This window comes from Pseudoalteromonas sp. UG3-2, assembly GCF_037120705.1.
Lineage (GTDB): Bacteria > Pseudomonadota > Gammaproteobacteria > Enterobacterales > Alteromonadaceae > Pseudoalteromonas.
Genome location: NZ_JAWLJU010000001.1, coordinates 1 through 16,932, shown reverse-complemented (window position 1 = coordinate 16,932; position 16,932 = coordinate 1). Strand labels below are relative to the sequence as shown.

The following is a 16,932-nucleotide window of genomic DNA, read 5'->3' as shown; positions in this document are numbered from 1 at the left end:
TGCTCGATAGCGCAGTGAGTAGTTCACATCCATTGGCGTTATTCGCTACAATTCAGTGAGATAATATCAATGTAAATGGTTTTGCAGTGAAAGTACATTTCTTAGGCACTTCTTCTGGTAGTCCGTCCAAACAAAGAAACATGTCAGCCACCGCGGTAAGCTTTGAAACCAGTAAAGCCTGGGTGTTGATTGACTGTGCCGAAGCGACGCAGCACGCTCTGCTGCACAGTGAATTATCACTACACCATTTAGAAGCCATTTGTATTACTCATTTACATGGCGATCATTGCTATGGCCTACCTGGGCTGCTGTCGTCGATGGCGATGAACGGTAGAACCCAGCCCCTTAGGTTAATTGCGCCACACCCGGTGATTGCCTTTGTAATGCACTGTTTTAGTTTAACGCAAGTGAAACTGGGTTTTGATTTAATCACAGAGGCCCTTGAACACCTCTCTGATGACATTGAGTTAAGCGTTGCTAAAGTAGAAGTGATTGCCCTGAAACACCGCGTAGCCAGTGTTGGTTTTAAGTTTACCGAGCGTAATATTCCCAGAAAACTGCGTCTTGCAAGGCTCAAACAACAAGGCATAGCCACTGGCAGTCACTTTAATGCGTTGCAAAAAGGCCATGACGTTGAGTATCAAGGTCAACGGCTGTATGCACAGCAATACACTTTTTATAGCTGGCGCCCTCGAGTGGTGATTATTTGTGGCGACAACGAAAAGCCTGCGCTGCTTGGCAACCACGTCGATGATATCGACTTGCTGGTTCATGAAGCCACCTTCACAACCGCCGACTTGCATCAGGTGGGCTTTCACACCGGCCACAGTGATGCCAAAAGAGTGGCGCAATTTGCCGAGCACACATGTATCCCGCGATTGGCGTTAACCCATTTCAGTGTTCGCTATCATGGCCCAGGTGGTTTACAGCCCTTAATCACGGAGGCAAACAGCCACTACAGCGGTGAATTGATTATTGCCGAAGACGGCGCAATATTTGACATTGCTAAAGTGAAACAAAGCGAGGAAGATGAGCAGCGATCATTAATATAATCCTGCTCAGTTCATCATCTAGGCTGGCTGCTCAGGTTGTTGCTGACAAAACCACTGCCAATCGGCAATCACTTGGTCACTGTAACTCTGAGCAAGCTTAACCAACTCATCAGTTAAATTTGGCAGGGTTTCAACACAGCACGCTTGAAAATGCAGTGAGCGTCTGTCTGCGCGCATGTGTGACAGCGCTAGGGCTTCACCGCAAGCTTGCGCGTATTGACTAAAGCCAGATTTTTTCGCTGCTCGTTTACCAGTGGTAATGTCCTCAGGGTCTATGCCCACGCGAGCATGATGACGGGAACGCACCAACCAATGTGCACCTTGCCACAGCGCGTTGTCGAGGATCAGATCGGGACGACGCTGCATTTTGCGTTGGCTGTTTACCGTTAAGTGAGCCGGGTCGAGGCGATTAATGGGGCTAAGATCAGAAAAAAACGCCAGCGGCGAAGCCAACTGTTGTTGCTTGATCTCAACAATATGACACAGCGGTAAAATATCCTTGGTGGGTTTTTGCTGCGCAGGCCCAACTAACAGATAGTAGCGATTCAGGTGCAGCGACCCGGTGCCCTGATCCACACGCTCGACACAGTCTAAAATGGCATCATCAACATAGGGTGCAAAATGATGGATTAAGTTTTCTTCCACATCGGGGTCAAGGCGCTTAAATTTTAATTTGTCTTCACGAAAGCGCAGTGGTTTTTGGCTTAAATCAATTTCTTTCGCCAAGGTGCTTTTAATGGTAAAAGCTGCGCCGCCAGCCATGCGTTGCAAGCCTTTTTGCCAACGTTTATGGAGAATATGGTTATCATCAAAGCTTAATAATCCAGTGTTGCTGTCGACTTGGTAGTCTAGCGATTGTTGGCAAGCTCTGAGGTAGTGATTGACAAAATCAAACTGCGCTTGCAACACTTGCTCTTTGCTCACCAAAGGCTTGCTTTTGTCTTTTATGTCGGTGGCGGACTCTTGCAATCTGGCCCCTTCAAGTTGCGTGAGAGGGAGGCTCACCAAGTAGCGAAATAAATCCCACACGGCGTGACCGACACAAGCATCATCAAAATCATTGGGTTCAAAAATGAGGCTGTCGCCATGGCTTCCTTCTTCGCTATGAAAGCCAAAATTACCCGTGTGACAATCGCCCATAATGTAGGTGAGCGGCAGTTCCGTAAGTGGCTCAGGCAACACTAGGGTGTTATCAGCTAAGTCTTGGTACATGAGTGCGGCGCTGCCGCGGAAAAACCGAAAAGGGCTTAGGCGCATCTTATCAAACTTGGTACTTTGGCTTGCTGCAGCCAAGCCTTCGCGTTCATTAAAATAGTTCTCGAGCTGCTGTTGTCGGGTCATTGCTTAGTCCTCCTTATGAACGATACCAAGTTGCGACTTGGCAAGTGTCACTAAATCTTGGTCAATTGCCGGCGGGGCCGTATTGACTCCTTCGCTGAGCGCGTTTACCACGGTTTTCAAAACCTCCACCCGGGCATACCATTTATGCTCAGCGAGCACTAAGTGCCATGGGGCAAGCTGGGTGTCGGTTTTAGCAAACATATCATCAATGGCTTGCTCATACTGTTCTCGCTTGCCACGGTTACGTATATCTTCTTCGGTGAGCTTCCAGCGCTTATAGGGGTTATTTAATCGTTCAGAAAAGCGTTTCAGCTGCTCTTGGTCGGAAATGTGCATAAACAGCTTGATGATTTTCACATCGTCATCCACCAGTAAACGTTCAAACTCATTGATTTCTTGATAGGCTCGTTGCCATTGGCTCTCGCTGGCAAAGCCTTCGACACGCTCAACTAAGACGCGGCCATAGTATGAGCGGTCGAAAATGGTCATGGTGCCAGGTGCAGGTAGCTTGGTTTGAAAGCGGTAAAGGTAGTGGCGCCCTTGCTCGACTGGGTCGGGGGCGGCAATGGGGTAAACGGTAAAACCTCGAGGGTCGAGTTTTTCCGTCATGCGGCGAATGGCACCGCCTTTACCACTGGCATCCCAGCCTTCAAATACGATGATGGCTCTGCGGCCTTGATGGTAGTAGGCTTGCTGAGTGTGCAAAAGCTGAGTTTGCCAATATTTTAGTTCTTGCTTGTAGTGCTTTTTTGAGTCCATGGCTGGGTGTTGCATGGGTGGCTTAACACTTAACTGCCGTTGTAGTGGCGCAATAGGTGAAACGTGAGCAGTCATGATAACTCCTTTACTGGCGTTAGAGCGCTTGCCTAAACTAAACGCGGTAGCAAATCATAGACGCTGAATGCTTTTGAGTGAGCCCAAACTACACTCTAGGGCTAAACCTTGACATCCATATGTCAGTTTTATTTATTTGTTTTAACCTAGCACAGCAAATTACCCTTGTCTGCGACCAAAGCAATGATGGCGTAATTAGCTTAGGCGTTTTGCCCAATTGCCATTGTGGTGTTTGTTGCACTCTTCTTCGCTGTCGTAATGGATGCCGTGCTTGGCCTTTATCTTCACGCCAATGCTGCTCAGCTCAAACTGTATTGCATTAGCCAGAAAACTCGCTTGCTCTGAGTTAAGGTAGGTTTGCAACTGCTCGTTGGTGTCAAACACACAGGTTACTGTTAAGGTGTCGTCGACCCGCGGGTAGGTCACTTGATGGGTTAACCATTGAAAACCAGGCACATGCTCAAGTGCCATGTCACACACTTGAGTCAGGGCTTGGCGCAGTTGTTTATCGGTTTTTTTGTCAGTTTTGCGCATTATCAATGTTTGCCATCTTAGGATAAAAACCTATCATATCAATTTACTGAGGAGCGCCTCAATGCTCCTTCATAAGCTAGGATATAAATTCAAAGGAATAAACACTTTATGTCAGTCATTCAAGCCTTGATAAAGCTATGCAAAACCATGCAACTGAAGCCACTTTTTGCCGTGCTATTACTTGGAGCCAGTCATAGCAGTCATGGCATTATAATCCGCCACGATGTGACACCTGAAAGTTACCTTGCTAGCATTGATGAATTTCCTGCGCTAGCGACGTTTTATGTGGATGGCGCTCACGGCGTGTTAATTTCGCCACGGTGGTTGTTAACAGCAGCGCACACCACCTTTTGTTTAGAGCCTGGTATTGAGATTGCTGTGGGAGAGCAGCAAGTGGCGGTGAAGCAGCTTTATATTCACCCAGGCCATACGCCGGGTGTCAGCCACGATATCGCTTTAGTTGAATTACAATCCCCGATCACTGATATAAAACCCGCTAAGCTCTACCAGGAAAAAAGTGAAACTGGCTTAATTGCCACGCTTATCGGAAGAGGTGGCACGGGCAATGGTAAAACCGGCATTACCACCGATAACTATGCCAATAAAGGGGTGCTTAGAAAGGCGCAAAACCAAGTTGAGCGAGCTGATGGCCCGTTGTTGTGGTTTCGCTTTGATAGCGGCGATCAAGCGCTAGAACTGGAGGGGATCTCCGGAGGCGGTGACAGTGGTGGCCCTGCGTTTATTACCCGCGATGATGAGTTTTGGCTGTTAGGTGTAAGCTCACGCTATGGCGGTGGGCCATCGGAAAAGTATCAAAGTCGTGAAGTGTATTCTCGTGTGTCTTATTTTGTGCCCTGGGTTAATAAGGTGATGAGCCCTGCGGAATCTACAACAAGAGCGCATAGCCTAGCTAAGCTAAAACATTATATGCCTGGTTTGAATGCCGAGACATTGCCGGAAATTTGTCAGCAGATCCGGCTGCAATAGCAATTTGGCGGAATAAAAAAAGCAGCCTAAGGCTGCTTTACAATTTGGGCAGAGTGCTGATACCAATCCGCATTAATACTTACTCAATTTGAGGGAGCAAATTCGACGCTAACTGCGTTAAAAATTTCTTATTTAGAACAACTAAATAGCAAAATTTTTGCCTTGTTATCGACAGAACTTTCTCGCCTCAAATAGACCACTTAATTAAGCGAATTGGTATTAGATAAAGCACAAGGGGAATGCCAATACATTATCTGGCATTGGTACTTTCAAAAATCTTGTCGGCAGAAGCTGCAACAAAGCCGGTGTATACTTCACCGTCAGATTTGTTATAGCGTAATGCAAACTCATAGAAACAGCTTGGAATGCTAAACTCACCGTCAGTGAAGTTCACTTTTTGGTGATCAGCAAGAGTCGAAGACTGCTCTAATAGCACTTCTGGAGAGCCTTTGATTTCGCCACCAGAGCTATTTAGTTCAAAGCCATTGTCTTTTAATGCTTGGTTAACGGCTTCGATGGTCTCGAACTTTTTCAGGTAATTGATGCTCACTGTGAAGTGGTTAGCACGGTAACCCCACGCCGACATCCAAGCTGCATACTCACTTTCAGCAAGCAGTTTTTTATAGGTCTCATGAGACACTTGCCAGTGAGTCCCTGAATACAAGAAGTTTTCGGCAGTGATGGCTGACTCGTCGATTTGATCCACCATGTCTTTGACGATGGCTTGTAGCTCATCTGAGAATTGGTCAACCAATAGTTCAGAGATAAACACTTTAGGTTTGGTCGGATCTTGGTGCTCAAAGTGCTTAGCGTAGAGTTTTTTGGCTTCAAAGTGATACTCTCCACACTCTTTATAGCCAACGGCTTTAAAGTGCGCAGCCAGTTTCTCTAATCCCACTTTTTCGATATTGAAAGTACGCAATGCGATATGGTCGTTAATGATATCGTCTTTTTGCGTTGAGCCTAACAGCTCATGAACTTTCACCGCCGACGGCGTTACCTCTAGATAGTTGTCCCAAAGGTGTTGAAATAGTGTGTCTACGTTGTTGTGCATAATGGTTTCCTAATTAGTTGTCTTGGCGACAGTTTGTTAAATGTTAGCACGACATTGAATTTAAAGTTTAAACGCACTGATAAGATCGCCTGCAGCCACTTCTGTTGCGGCTGCGGTCTCAGTGGTTAATTGAATTTTCTCTTCCGCCTCACAGAGGTAGGCCTGAGAGGTAAAGGTTGCTCGAAACGCTTGTAACCGACCATTGGAAATGGCTAGGCTTGGCAAGCCTTCAGGTACGCTGTCGACAATTTCCACCTCGCCTTTAAACGATTCTCGGACGGTGCGAATGTTGTCGAGTCTGGCTTCCACCGTGGGGCCGGCATCGAACAAATCGACATAGCCGCGGTGTTCAAACCCTTCTTTTTGCAATAAACGCAAAGCAGGCTTAGTTTTTTCGTGCACATGGCCAATTACGGCTTGTGCTTCAGGACTTAGTAAGTTTGCATAGATGGGATACTTGGGCATAAGTTCACAAATAAATACTTTGTCCCCGAGGCCAACTAAGTGATCTGCTTGCGGAAACTCAATACTGAAAAAGTGCTCTTGCAACCATTGCCAAAATGGCGAGTGACCTTGTTCGTCACTGACGCCACGCATTTCAGCAATCACGGTTTCGCTAAAGCGTTCAGCATGCTCAGCCATAAATAAAAAACGACTGCGTGATAAAAAGCGGCCAGCGAAGCCTTGGCGGTGTCCTTCACGTAAAAACAAGGTGCAGATTTCAGAGCAACCGGTGTAATCATTACACATCGATAGAATATCGACCGTGTTGTATACCCCAAGCGTACTTGAGTGGTGCACTGTTTTACCCATATGGTAGTGGTACAGTGGCACCGACATACCAACGGCCGCTTCAATGCCGGTAGTGCCAACGATTTCTCCGCTAGTGGTGTCCTCTAGGACAAACAAATAGCCTTCGTCAAAAGGTTGCTTTACCGCTTTATTAAAGCTGTTTACTGAGCGGCTGATTTTATTGGACAACAGTTCATCGTCAACCGGCAATGAGGTGAAGCCGTGGCCTGACTCAATGGCGATGGCTTTGAGCTCTGCAAAATCAGTTTCTTGAATTGGTCTTAATACTAGCATGTGCTTGAGAGGAGCAAGCTCCTCACTCCTTAACCGTTGACTACCGCAGCCACTGCTTTTTCAAAGCGTGCTAGGCCTTCTTGGATCTCTTCATCGGTGATCACCAAAGACGGAGTAAAGCGCACTACATCGGCACCTGCTACCAACGACATTAAGCCGTGCTCGGTGCTGGCTACCAAGAAGTCGCGTGCACGACCGGCAAATTTTTCGTTGAGTACTGCGCCTAGCAATAGACCTTTACCACGCACTTCTGCAAAGACTTGGTATTTGTCGTTGATGGCGTTTAAGCCGTCGCGGAATAACTGCTCTTTGGCTTTTACACCCTCTAAAACTGACTCAGTATTAACAGTATCGAAAGCCGCTTCGGCTACCGCACACGCCAGTGGGTTACCACCGTAAGTTGAACCATGGGTACCCACTTTTAGGTGTTGTGCAATTTCCGTAGTGGTAAGCATGGCGCCGATAGGGAAGCCGCCACCCAGGGCTTTGGCACTGGTCATGATATCAGGTGTAACACCTAGACCTTGATAAGCATAAAGCTCGCCTGTACGGCCAACACCGGTTTGTACTTCATCAAAAATCAACAGGGCATTGTGTTTGTCACACAGCTCGCGCACGGCCTGAACAAACTCACCTTGTGGTGAAATAATACCGCCTTCACCTTGCAGTGGTTCCATCATTACGGCACAGGTTTTATCTGAAATAGCCTTTTCAAAAGCGGCTAAGTCATTGTAATCAAGGTGAGTAACATCCGCAGGTTTTGGACCAAAACCATCAGAGTATGCTGCTTGACCGCCGACGGTTACAGTGAAGAAAGTACGACCATGGAAGCCTTTGTTAAACGCAATGATTTCAGTTTTTTCTGCACCGAATTTATCCAGTGCCCAGCGACGAGCCAGCTTTAGCGCCGCTTCGTTGGCTTCGGCACCAGAGTTAGCAAAATAGACTTTCTCTGCAAAGGTGGCGTCAGTTAATTTTTTTGCTAAACGCAATGCTGGCTCATTGGTCATCACGTTCGACAGGTGCCACAGCTTTTCACCTTGTTCTTTTAATGCGCCAACGAGTGCAGGGTGGCAATGACCCAAACAGTTCACGGCAATACCACCGGCAAAATCGATAAACTCTTTACCATTTTGATCCCAAACTCGAGAGCCTTGACCCTTCACTGGGATCACTGCAGATGGATTATAGTTGGGAACCATGACTTCATTAAATAGTTCGCGATTGACTTGCATGACGCATCTCCTAATTCTTTTTCAGCTCGCAATTGCCCTTACCAAAACAGTAAGACTTGCTCCTACGCGCTTTAATCAACTTGTTATGTAGCCATTATTGCGTGGTTTTAAGTAAATTTGCAGTGCAATATTTCACATATTTGCTAGTATTTATGTCAAATTAACTAAATAAAAGTGCAAAGTGTTAAGTTCACAAGATGAAAAGTTGATAGCGCTGCTACGTAATAACGCCCGTGAGAGCATTTCTGAGCTGGCCAGAAAGCTCAATGTTTCGCGAACCACGGTACAAAACCGCATCACCAAACTGGAACAAAACGGCATTATAAAAGGCTATCGTGTTGAGTTCGCCGAGCAATATATGGACAACTTGGTCTCTGCGCATGTGTCGATAAAGGTGAAGCAAAAGCTCACTGCCAAAGCCAACATTGCCTTGCAACAGTTGCCCAATGTTTCGGCGCTGTACGCCATTAGCGGCGAGTATGACCTCATTGCCATTGTGGAAGCACAAAACCTCGAACAGCTGAGTCATCTGCTGGATGAAATTGGTAATCTAGAGGGGATTGAGCGGACTAAGTCATCGGTGATTTTGGAAACCAAGTTTACGCGTTAACAGGTCATGGCAAAATGTCATCGTCAGGATGATTATTGAGTTAATGGTGGTAAAACAGACGAAAAAGCGCTGCTTCATTGTTGTTAACTTGCGCGTTAAGCAATACAGTAAGTCTGTCTGTTAACTTGGTGATTATGTTGTGCGCCAACCTATATTCAAGGAGATAAAATGAAAAAGTTATTAGCCTCTTTATTATGTTGTGTTGCCCTGACGGTAAGCGCGGCGAATAACTCTGGTGAGCAAGTGGCTGAGCAATGGTTAAGCGTCGTGGATGCGGGTCATTACGGCCAAAGTTGGCAACAAAGCGGCACCTTGTTTCAATCCCAAGTGAGTAAATCGCAATGGCAGCAAGCATTAAACAGTGTGCGTATGCCTTTAGGCGAAGCCATCAAACGCCAGCAAACCAGTGTTGAAAAGCACTCTCAATTGCCCGGTGTGCCAGATGGCGATTACCTTATCATTCAATATCAAACTGAGTTTAAAAATAAACAAGATGCCACCGAAATGCTAACGTTGGCCAAACAGCCCGATGGCTGGCACCCTGTGGGTTATTTTATTAAGTAAAGTCGCTTGGTGTTAATACTTAAATGCTACTAGGCTTTCACTTAACCTGTCAGGTTTGATCTTTAGTCGTTATCGAATCTGACAGTCGCCTATTACCCAACACACTTAAACTGTTAATGCTCGGTTCCAAGGATTGCCAGCGTGCTTAGCAACAATCAAATTTGGGCTATTTCTAGGCTCCGTTAGCCAAAATCTGCACTAGATCAATCTTTAGTTAAATTCACTTTACATGAGAACACTTCTCAACTAATTTTTTTCCTATCTTCTTTGGTTTGATTGGCTCAGTGATTGCAAGGAATACATAGCAAGCTGAAACGGCTGATTTTCCTATTTCTCTTGCGCCAAAGCAGTGCGGCAATGCACCAAAGTAGCACTGTAATACAATTTCAATAATTGTTTGTTGTACTAGGTAGTGTTCACTTTTTCAGCGCAGACTAAAACGCTCAAAACGCAATGTCTGTGACGAGAGTAACAGTTACCGAAAATCGTGCACAGGTAGCCCTCGTTTGCAGTTTAGCGGATGGCACTGTGAAACTTGGATTCACATAGGGTAGACGGGAGTTATTATGCTCACCAAACGATTTTTTAAAACCAAAAACGAAGCGGAAGTAACCTTTTCATTTTCTCATCCCAAGGCGAAGAAAGTAGAGCTGGTTGGCGACTTTACTGATTGGCAGCCACAAAGCATGAAGTTTGTAAAAAAAGACAGTGTGTTTAAACTGAAACACCGCCTCGAGACAGACAAACAATTTCACTTTCGTTATTTAATAGATGGTCAAATTTGGGATAATGACCATCAAGCGGATGATTACGTACCTAATGGCTTTGGTGAAGACAACAGTGTTGTTTCAACCATGCGAGGGTAACTGACACAATGGATAAACTGGCGCAATTGCTATACCTATATGGAGTGGGCTATGAGTTTCAGGATTACAATGGCCACCACCATACCTTTGAGCAGCAAACTCGCCAACAGGTGCTGAGCGAATGCGGGATTAACTGGCAAGATGAAAACGTCTTAACCGAGCTTAATTATCAACTGGATATTGCCAAATGGCAGCAGCTTGTTGAAAGCGTAACCATAGTGTCTCAAGCTTCGCCTTGCCTGACCATTCGCTTACCTTCTGACTCAAGATTGCAACACATTGAGTTGCAGGTTGCGGCATTACAGTACCACTGCCAAGGGCTAATCAAGGATGCCGCTATCACTGGTCACTACCACTATGAGGGATGCGACTACCTGCAATTAGAGGTTCCGATTGCGGATTTGCCCATCGGCTATCATCAAGCAGAGGTTATCGCGGCAGGTGAAAGCCATAGTACCGAGTTGTGGGTGACGCCCGAGCAGTGTTTTGATCCACTCGAGCCAAGCACTCGGTTGCTGGGGTTGTCAGTGCAACTCTACACCTTACAACCCAGTGGCAATAAAGCCTGTGCCGATTTTTACGAGTTGCGGCAACTCATTGAAGCCGCAGCAACTCGGCAAGTGGATTACATCTTATTAAACCCACTGCATTTGTTGTTTTTATCACAGCCCGAAAGAGCCAGCCCCTACAGCCCCAACGACAGACGTTTACTCCATCCTTTGTACGTTTCGGTGGAACTTATTTGTGAGCGTTACGACCTTGAGTATGATTTTGCTGAAGAGCCAAAACAAGACGGTGATTACCTTGATATGACCGCGGCGATAGAGCAGAAACTATTGCGCTTACGTGAGGTTTGGCAGCAACTGCAGCAAAAGTCTGAGCTGTGGCAAAGTGACTATCAGCGCTTTTGTCTAGAGAAACAACAACAGCTAAAAACACTGCAAGACGACCCATTTCAGTGCTTTATGCAGTGGCAAGCGTTTGCACAATTGGCGCAGTGTCAGCACAGTGCTAAAGCTGCAGGAATGTCTGTGGGACTGGTGAATGATTTAGCGGTTGGCTGCGCCGAAGACTCCAACGAATACCTCAGTAACAAAGCACTTTATAGCCAAACCGCCAAGGTCGGCGCGCCACCCGACCCATGGGCGGAAACTGGGCAAAACTGGGGCTTACCGGCGCTGGATCCGGTGAAACTAAAGGCGCAAAATTTTGCGTTTTTTAAGCAGCTCATTCAGGCCAATTTTAGTGGCGTAGGTGGTCTTCGTATCGACCACGTTATGGGGCTAAGGCGCTTATGGTGGTGCTTTATGGTCGAACAGCAACAGCGTGGCTGTTATGTCTATTATCCGTTTGAGTATCTGTTAGCTATTTTAAAAATTGAGTCGGTACTCAACCAAGTCATGGTCATTGGTGAAGACTTAGGAGTGGTGCCTGTTGAGGTCAAGACCGCCATGGCTGAATCGCACATCTACAGTAATATTTTGTTTTACTTCGAAAAAGATCATCAAGGGCAGTTTTTAGCACCTGAGCATTATCGCCAGCAAGCGCTGTTAATGATAGCCAATCATGACGTACCGCCATTTTATGGTTGGTGGCAACACGGCGATTTGGAGTTGAAACAGCGATTACAGTTATTGCCGCCACAACAGTATCAGCAACAACAGCAAGCGCGGCGCGAAGAGCGTGAGAAGTTGTGTCAGTGGTTACAGTGGCATAGCCAGCAAACTGTCACCATGGACAGTCCAACAGAGGATGTCTACACAGCATTAGTGACGGCATTAGCTGGCTCTAAAGCAAAACTATTCACGCTGCAGCTGGACGATTTAGATTGCCAGCACTTACCGGTGAATATCCCCGGCACCGACACCGAATACCCTAATTGGCGTCGTAAGCTCAGTGCCTCATGCACAGAAATTATCGCGCGCTCAGCGGCTATTCTTGATGCTGCAGCGACTAGCAGGAAAGTCTAAATGAATTCAGAAACGACAGTAAATAACCAACAACAATTACAACAACAGGTATCCGCGTTGGCCGCAGGGCAATGTCGTGACCCTTTTGCCTTTTTAGGGCTGCACTCCGTGGATGGCCACTCTCAGGTGGTGCGCTGCTTTTTACCCGGAGCCACCGCCGCCAATGTCATTATTGGCGATGAGGTATTGGCGATGACGCGCTATCAACAATCGGACTTATTTCAGTGTTGGTTGAATAAACTCATCAGCCCTGCAGATTACTTAGTTGCCGTGACCTACCTAGACACCACAGTTACACAGCGCGATATTTATTCTTTCAATAGTAGCCTAGCGGATGAGGCGTTATATCTCTTTAATGAAGGCACACAAGCGCAAGCGTATTTGCATTTGGGGGCTCATCAAATGGCATTAGATGGCGTTGCAGGCTTTCGCTTTGCGGTATGGGCGCCCAATGCCTTGGCGGTGTCGGTGATTGCGCCGTTCAATTGTTGGCAGGCTCAGCAACACCCCATGCGATTACACCCAGGCAGTGGGGTTTGGGAGATTTTTATTCCCGCGGTGGAAGTGGATACTTGCTATAAGTTTGCCATCACCACATTTGACTGTGAGCGCATCGAAAAAGCCGACCCATTTGCTTTTAAAATGGAACAAGCGCCGGGCACTGCCAGCATTACTCAGGCAAAACCGCCAGGATTAGCGCTGACACAACAGGCGCATACTCATAAGCAAAAGCGCAACCGCATTGATGCCCCTATCAGCATATACGAAGTGCATTTAGGCTCGTGGAAGCGCCGTGAGCAAGAAGACAACCGCTATTTAACCTATCGTGAGTTGGCGGATGACCTTATCCCTTATGTCAAAGCGCTGGGCTTCACCCACATACAACTGATGCCCATCAGCGAGTACCCATTTGATGGCTCATGGGGTTATCAACCGGTGGGCTTATTTGCGCCAACCAGTCGTTTTGGTGGTGTTGAAGACTTCGCCTATTTCGTAGCCAAATGCCAGCAGCATGATATAGGCTTGCTGATTGACTGGGTACCAGGGCATTTCCCCTCGGATCCCCATGGCCTACATAAGTTCGATGGCACGCACTTGTTCGAACATGCTGACCGTCGTCAGGGTTTTCATCCCGACTGGAATACCTATATTTACAATTACGACCGCGCCGAAGTAAAAAGCTTTTTGCTTTCTAATGCCATGTATTGGATCAAGGAGTTTGCCATTGACGGCCTTAGAGTGGATGCTGTGGCATCGATGCTGTATTTGGACTACAGCAGAAAACAAGGTGAGTGGGTGGCCAATCAATATGGTGGCCGTGAAAATCTCGGGGCAATTGACTGTTTAAAAAGTGTCAACACGCGCTGTTATGGCAGTGATGACAGCATCATGATGGTGGCTGAGGAGTCAACCGCTTGGCCTGGGGTCACGCGCAGCGTTGAACACGACGGCCTTGGCTTTGGCTATAAGTGGAATATGGGCTGGATGAACGACACCCTTAACTATATGACTAAAGACCCCATTCACCGCCGTCACCATCATCATGACATGACCTTTTCTATGGTTTATGCCTATTCCGAGAATTACATTTTACCGTTAAGTCATGACGAAGTGGTGCACGGTAAGGGCTCACTGCTGAGCAAAATGCCTGGTGATGACTGGCAGCAATTCGCCAACCTGAGAGCTTATTACGCCTTTATGTATGCTCACCCTGGCAAAAAGCTCCTCTTTATGGGGGCAGAGCTTGCGCCACGTGAAGAGTGGGATCACAACGGCCAACTCAATTGGCAATTACTCGATAGCGAAGCGCACCAAGGCGTATTTCAATGCCTTAAAGCACTCAATCATACTTATCAAAACACCCCTCAGTTATACCAATGCGATAACTCCCCTGCCGGTTTTCGTTGGATAGATGGCGGTAATGCCGAGCAAAGTATTTTTAGTTTTGTACGCTATGGCAAAGACGCCAAACGGCCATTGCTGGTGGTGGCCAATTTTACTCCAATGAGTCATCATCAATTTCGCCTTGGGGTGCCAGAGCAGGGGGTCTACGAGGTGATATTCAATAGCGATGACCATGATTACTGGGGTAGTGGAGTGCAAGTGGTGGCCCATCCACAGCAGTTAATTGAAAGTAAAACCGAGCCCAGTCATGGCATGGAAAACAGTATTGAAATCACGGTGCCACCGCTCAGTACGGTATACATGCAATTGATATCTGGTGTGTCATGTTAACTAGCTACCGCGGCTCTATTCACTCTTTGGGCTCCACGGTGACCGACAAAGGCGTTAACTTTGCGGTGTTCGCAGGGTCGGCGAAGCAGGTGTATTTGTGTTTATTTGATAAAAGTGGCCACACTGAAGTCAAGCGTCTCGCGATGTTTAAGCACGAAGGCGGCTATTGGAGTCTATTTATAGATGGGGCGCAACAAGATGATTTATATGGCTTTAGAGTGGATGGCACCTATAACCCGGATAAGGGCCACCTTTACAATCCACATAAACTGTTGCTCGACCCATATTGCCGAGATTTTTTCGGCGAGTTTGTCTGGAGTGAACGGCATTTTTGTCATATGCCAGTGGGCTTTCTCAATAGCAATGACAACGCCTGTGATATGCCCAAAAGCAAGGTTACTCAGCTTAGTAAATACCAAGGGAAAAAGCCCAATACACCGTGGCACAAAACCTTAATTTATGAATGTCATGTTAAAGGCGCCACCGCCAGACACCCCGACATACCTGATAAATTAAAAGGCACTTTTTTAGGGCTTGCAGAAACCGTGTTCATTGATCATTTAAAGCACTTAGGGGTCACGGCGATTGAGTTATTACCAGTGCATGCCTTTATCAGCGAGCAGTTTCTCACCACCAAAGGGCTGCAAAATTACTGGGGCTATAACACTCTAAGCTTTTTTACCCCACACAAAGACTATTTAGTAAATGGCGATATCAATGAATTTAAACAAATGGTTGAGCGCTTCCATCATGCTGGTATTGAGGTGATTTTAGATGTGGTGTTTAACCATACCGCAGAAGGGGGAATAGATGGGCCAAGTATCAGCTTTAAAGGGTTTGATAATCTCAGTTACTACAGCACACCTGCGAACAAACCCAGTGTCTACATTAACGATACTGGTTGCGGCAATACCCTCAATATCTCGAACCCAATAGCATTACGGTTGGTACTAGACAGCCTGCGTTATTGGGTTGAGTACATGGGCGTGGATGGCTTTCGATTTGATTTAGCAACCATCTTAGCTCGCCAAGCTGAGGGCTTTTCGCCTCATCATACGTTTTTGCAAGCGCTGCACCAAGACCCAGTGTTACAGCAAGTAAAACTCATTGCTGAGCCCTGGGATATAGGCCCCGGAGGCTATCAGTTAGGGCGTTTTCCTGCGCCTTGGCGGGAATGGAATGACCGCTATCGCGATACCGTGAGACGATTTTGGCGCGGTGATTTAGGGGTGCTACCCGAGCTGGCAAGGCGGATCCATGGCTCCAGTGATTTATTTGAGCACAACCAGCGCGGCCCATTGCACTCCATTAACTTTATTACCAGTCATGATGGCTTTTCGTTATTCGACTGGACCGCGTTTGAGCATAAACACAACCTCGCCAATGGTGAAGGCAATCGCGATGGTCACAGTGAAAATTATTCTTTCAATTGTGGAGTGGAAGGTTTTACAAGCGATAGTGAAATAACGCAATTGCGTTTGCAGATGCAAAAAAACGCGTTACTGACTTTATTGTTGTCCAAAGGGGTGCCGATGATTTGTGCAGGCACTGAAATGGCCCACAGTCAAAACGGCAATAATAATGCGTATTGCCAAGACAACTTCACCAGCTGGTTAGCGTGGAAAAATCATCAGCAACACCATCCCTTGGCGTTCTTTATTCAAGATGTACTGTCACTGCGTAAGCAATTTGCGGCGTTCAATCACCCTTTTTACGTCCATGATCGCGATAGTCGCTTTGCTGTGAGCTGGTTTGATGAGCACGCGGAGTCGCTGTCACCACAGCAGTGGCGTGAGCCGAAAAGAAAATGGCTCAGTTACTCCATTACCGATCAACAACTTGGGCAAAGTTTACTGATCATTTTTAATGCCAGCGACAGTGTTGTTGCAATGACCTTACCAAGTAGTGCTTTTTCTTCGCATTGGCAGTTGGCGCTAACGACCGCCAGCACAGTCAATAGCGAACACAACAGTGAACAGCTTCAGGTCCCGGCCAAAACGGCTTGGGTCTACACATCAATCAAAGGGGACGAAAAGCATGGCTAATAAAAGTGCGCCAGTCTGCGTGACAAAACATTGGCAAGATGCACCTAAGATAGACGAAAGTACATTAAGTGATGATTTAACCCGTCACTTTTATTACACCTTAGGCCGAGATAAGGTCGGAGAGTCACAACTCTATCTTTATCATGCCCTGGCATTGACCATTCGCGACCGCCTAGTTGCCCGTTGTCGGGCCACCAAAGAGCACATGAGAGCAAACAAAACGCGCAAGGCGGCTTACTTGTCTTTAGAGTTTTTAATGGGCCGGGCACTGTCCAATGCAGTACTTAACCTTGATCTTGAACCACAAGTAGAAGCGGCTTTAAAAGACTACTGCACCGAGCTGGAAACGGTGGCGCAGGCTGAACATGATGCCGGGTTAGGTAATGGCGGCTTAGGCCGGTTAGCAGCTTGTTTCCTCGATAGCTGTGCTTCATTGGCGTTACCGGTTGTCGGCTATGGCCTGCGTTATGAGTTTGGCATGTTTAATCAAAGCTGTGAGCAAGGTCATCAAGTAGAGCA

General features: G+C 46.9%; 15 protein-coding genes. 9 read left to right on the top strand and 6 right to left on the bottom strand.

The genetic code is table 11. From position 1 onward, the window contains the following. Positions 1–86: 86 nt before the first annotated feature. Complete coding sequence (locus R3P39_RS00075; protein WP_336564974.1) at positions 87–1,052, top strand: ribonuclease Z; 966 nt, start codon at positions 87–89, stop codon at positions 1,050–1,052. Between the two features lie 18 nt (positions 1,053–1,070). Here the strand turns inward: R3P39_RS00075 and R3P39_RS00070 are convergent, their stop codons facing one another. From R3P39_RS00070 to R3P39_RS00060, 3 genes are all read right to left on the bottom strand, one after another. Continuing rightward, positions 1,071–2,393: a DUF2252 family protein gene (locus tag R3P39_RS00070; RefSeq protein ID WP_336564973.1), complete on the bottom strand. Its 1,323-nt coding sequence runs from the start codon at positions 2,391–2,393 to the stop codon at positions 1,071–1,073. 3 nt (positions 2,394–2,396) lie between these two features. Further along, positions 2,397–3,227: a polyphosphate kinase 2 family protein gene (locus R3P39_RS00065; protein ID WP_336564972.1), complete on the bottom strand. Its 831-nt coding sequence runs from the start codon at positions 3,225–3,227 to the stop codon at positions 2,397–2,399. Positions 3,228–3,422: 195 nt separating this feature from the next. Beyond that, positions 3,423–3,761: a Fis family transcriptional regulator gene (locus R3P39_RS00060; protein ID WP_336564971.1), complete on the bottom strand. Its 339-nt coding sequence runs from the start codon at positions 3,759–3,761 to the stop codon at positions 3,423–3,425. A gap of 108 nt (positions 3,762–3,869) precedes the next feature. Between R3P39_RS00060 and R3P39_RS00055 the strand changes: the two genes are divergently transcribed. After that, on the top strand, positions 3,870–4,748 hold the full coding sequence (locus R3P39_RS00055) for a trypsin-like serine protease (RefSeq protein WP_336564970.1): 879 nt from the start codon (positions 3,870–3,872) through the stop codon (positions 4,746–4,748). A gap of 250 nt (positions 4,749–4,998) precedes the next feature. Here the strand turns inward: R3P39_RS00055 and R3P39_RS00050 are convergent, their stop codons facing one another. Genes R3P39_RS00050 through R3P39_RS00040 form a run of 3 tightly spaced genes read right to left on the bottom strand, consistent with a single transcriptional unit; the run spans position 4,999 to position 8,123 of the window. After that, entirely contained in the window at positions 4,999–5,802 is an 804-nt protein-coding gene (locus R3P39_RS00050; RefSeq protein WP_336564969.1) for a DUF1338 domain-containing protein, read from the bottom strand. A 60-nt stretch (positions 5,803–5,862) separates the two neighbouring features. After that, the gene (gene astA, locus R3P39_RS00045; RefSeq protein ID WP_336564968.1) at positions 5,863–6,888 is read right to left on the bottom strand and encodes an arginine N-succinyltransferase; all 1,026 of its coding nucleotides are present in this window, start codon (positions 6,886–6,888) and stop codon (positions 5,863–5,865) included. 29 nt (positions 6,889–6,917) lie between these two features. Next, complete coding sequence (locus R3P39_RS00040; RefSeq protein WP_336564967.1) at positions 6,918–8,123, bottom strand: aspartate aminotransferase family protein; 1,206 nt, start codon at positions 8,121–8,123, stop codon at positions 6,918–6,920. A 181-nt stretch (positions 8,124–8,304) separates the two neighbouring features. On the opposite strand from R3P39_RS00040, the gene R3P39_RS00035 reads away from it, so the two are divergent. The 7 genes from R3P39_RS00035 to R3P39_RS00005 form a co-directional block, all read left to right on the top strand. Continuing rightward, complete coding sequence (locus R3P39_RS00035; protein WP_336564966.1) at positions 8,305–8,733, top strand: Lrp/AsnC family transcriptional regulator; 429 nt, start codon at positions 8,305–8,307, stop codon at positions 8,731–8,733. 168 nt (positions 8,734–8,901) lie between these two features. After that, entirely contained in the window at positions 8,902–9,297 is a 396-nt protein-coding gene (locus R3P39_RS00030) for a DUF4019 domain-containing protein (RefSeq protein ID WP_336564965.1), read from the top strand. Positions 9,298–9,863: 566 nt separating this feature from the next. Further along, a complete protein-coding gene (locus R3P39_RS00025) occupies positions 9,864–10,163 on the top strand; it encodes an isoamylase early set domain-containing protein (RefSeq protein WP_336564963.1) in 300 nt (99 codons plus the stop codon). A gap of 8 nt (positions 10,164–10,171) precedes the next feature. Next, entirely contained in the window at positions 10,172–12,133 is a 1,962-nt protein-coding gene (malQ, locus tag R3P39_RS00020) for a 4-alpha-glucanotransferase (RefSeq protein WP_336564961.1), read from the top strand. Continuing rightward, on the top strand, positions 12,134–14,368 hold the full coding sequence (gene glgB, locus R3P39_RS00015; protein ID WP_336564959.1) for a 1,4-alpha-glucan branching protein GlgB: 2,235 nt from the start codon (positions 12,134–12,136) through the stop codon (positions 14,366–14,368). Further along, complete coding sequence (glgX, locus tag R3P39_RS00010; RefSeq protein ID WP_336564958.1) at positions 14,362–16,413, top strand: glycogen debranching protein GlgX; 2,052 nt, start codon at positions 14,362–14,364, stop codon at positions 16,411–16,413. Before glgB ends, glgX begins: the two co-directional genes overlap by 7 nt. Then, positions 16,406–16,932, top strand: a 527-nt coding sequence (locus R3P39_RS00005; RefSeq protein WP_336564957.1) for a glycogen/starch/alpha-glucan phosphorylase, incomplete at its 3' end; no start/stop codon positions are given. The genes glgX and R3P39_RS00005, both read left to right, overlap by 8 nt.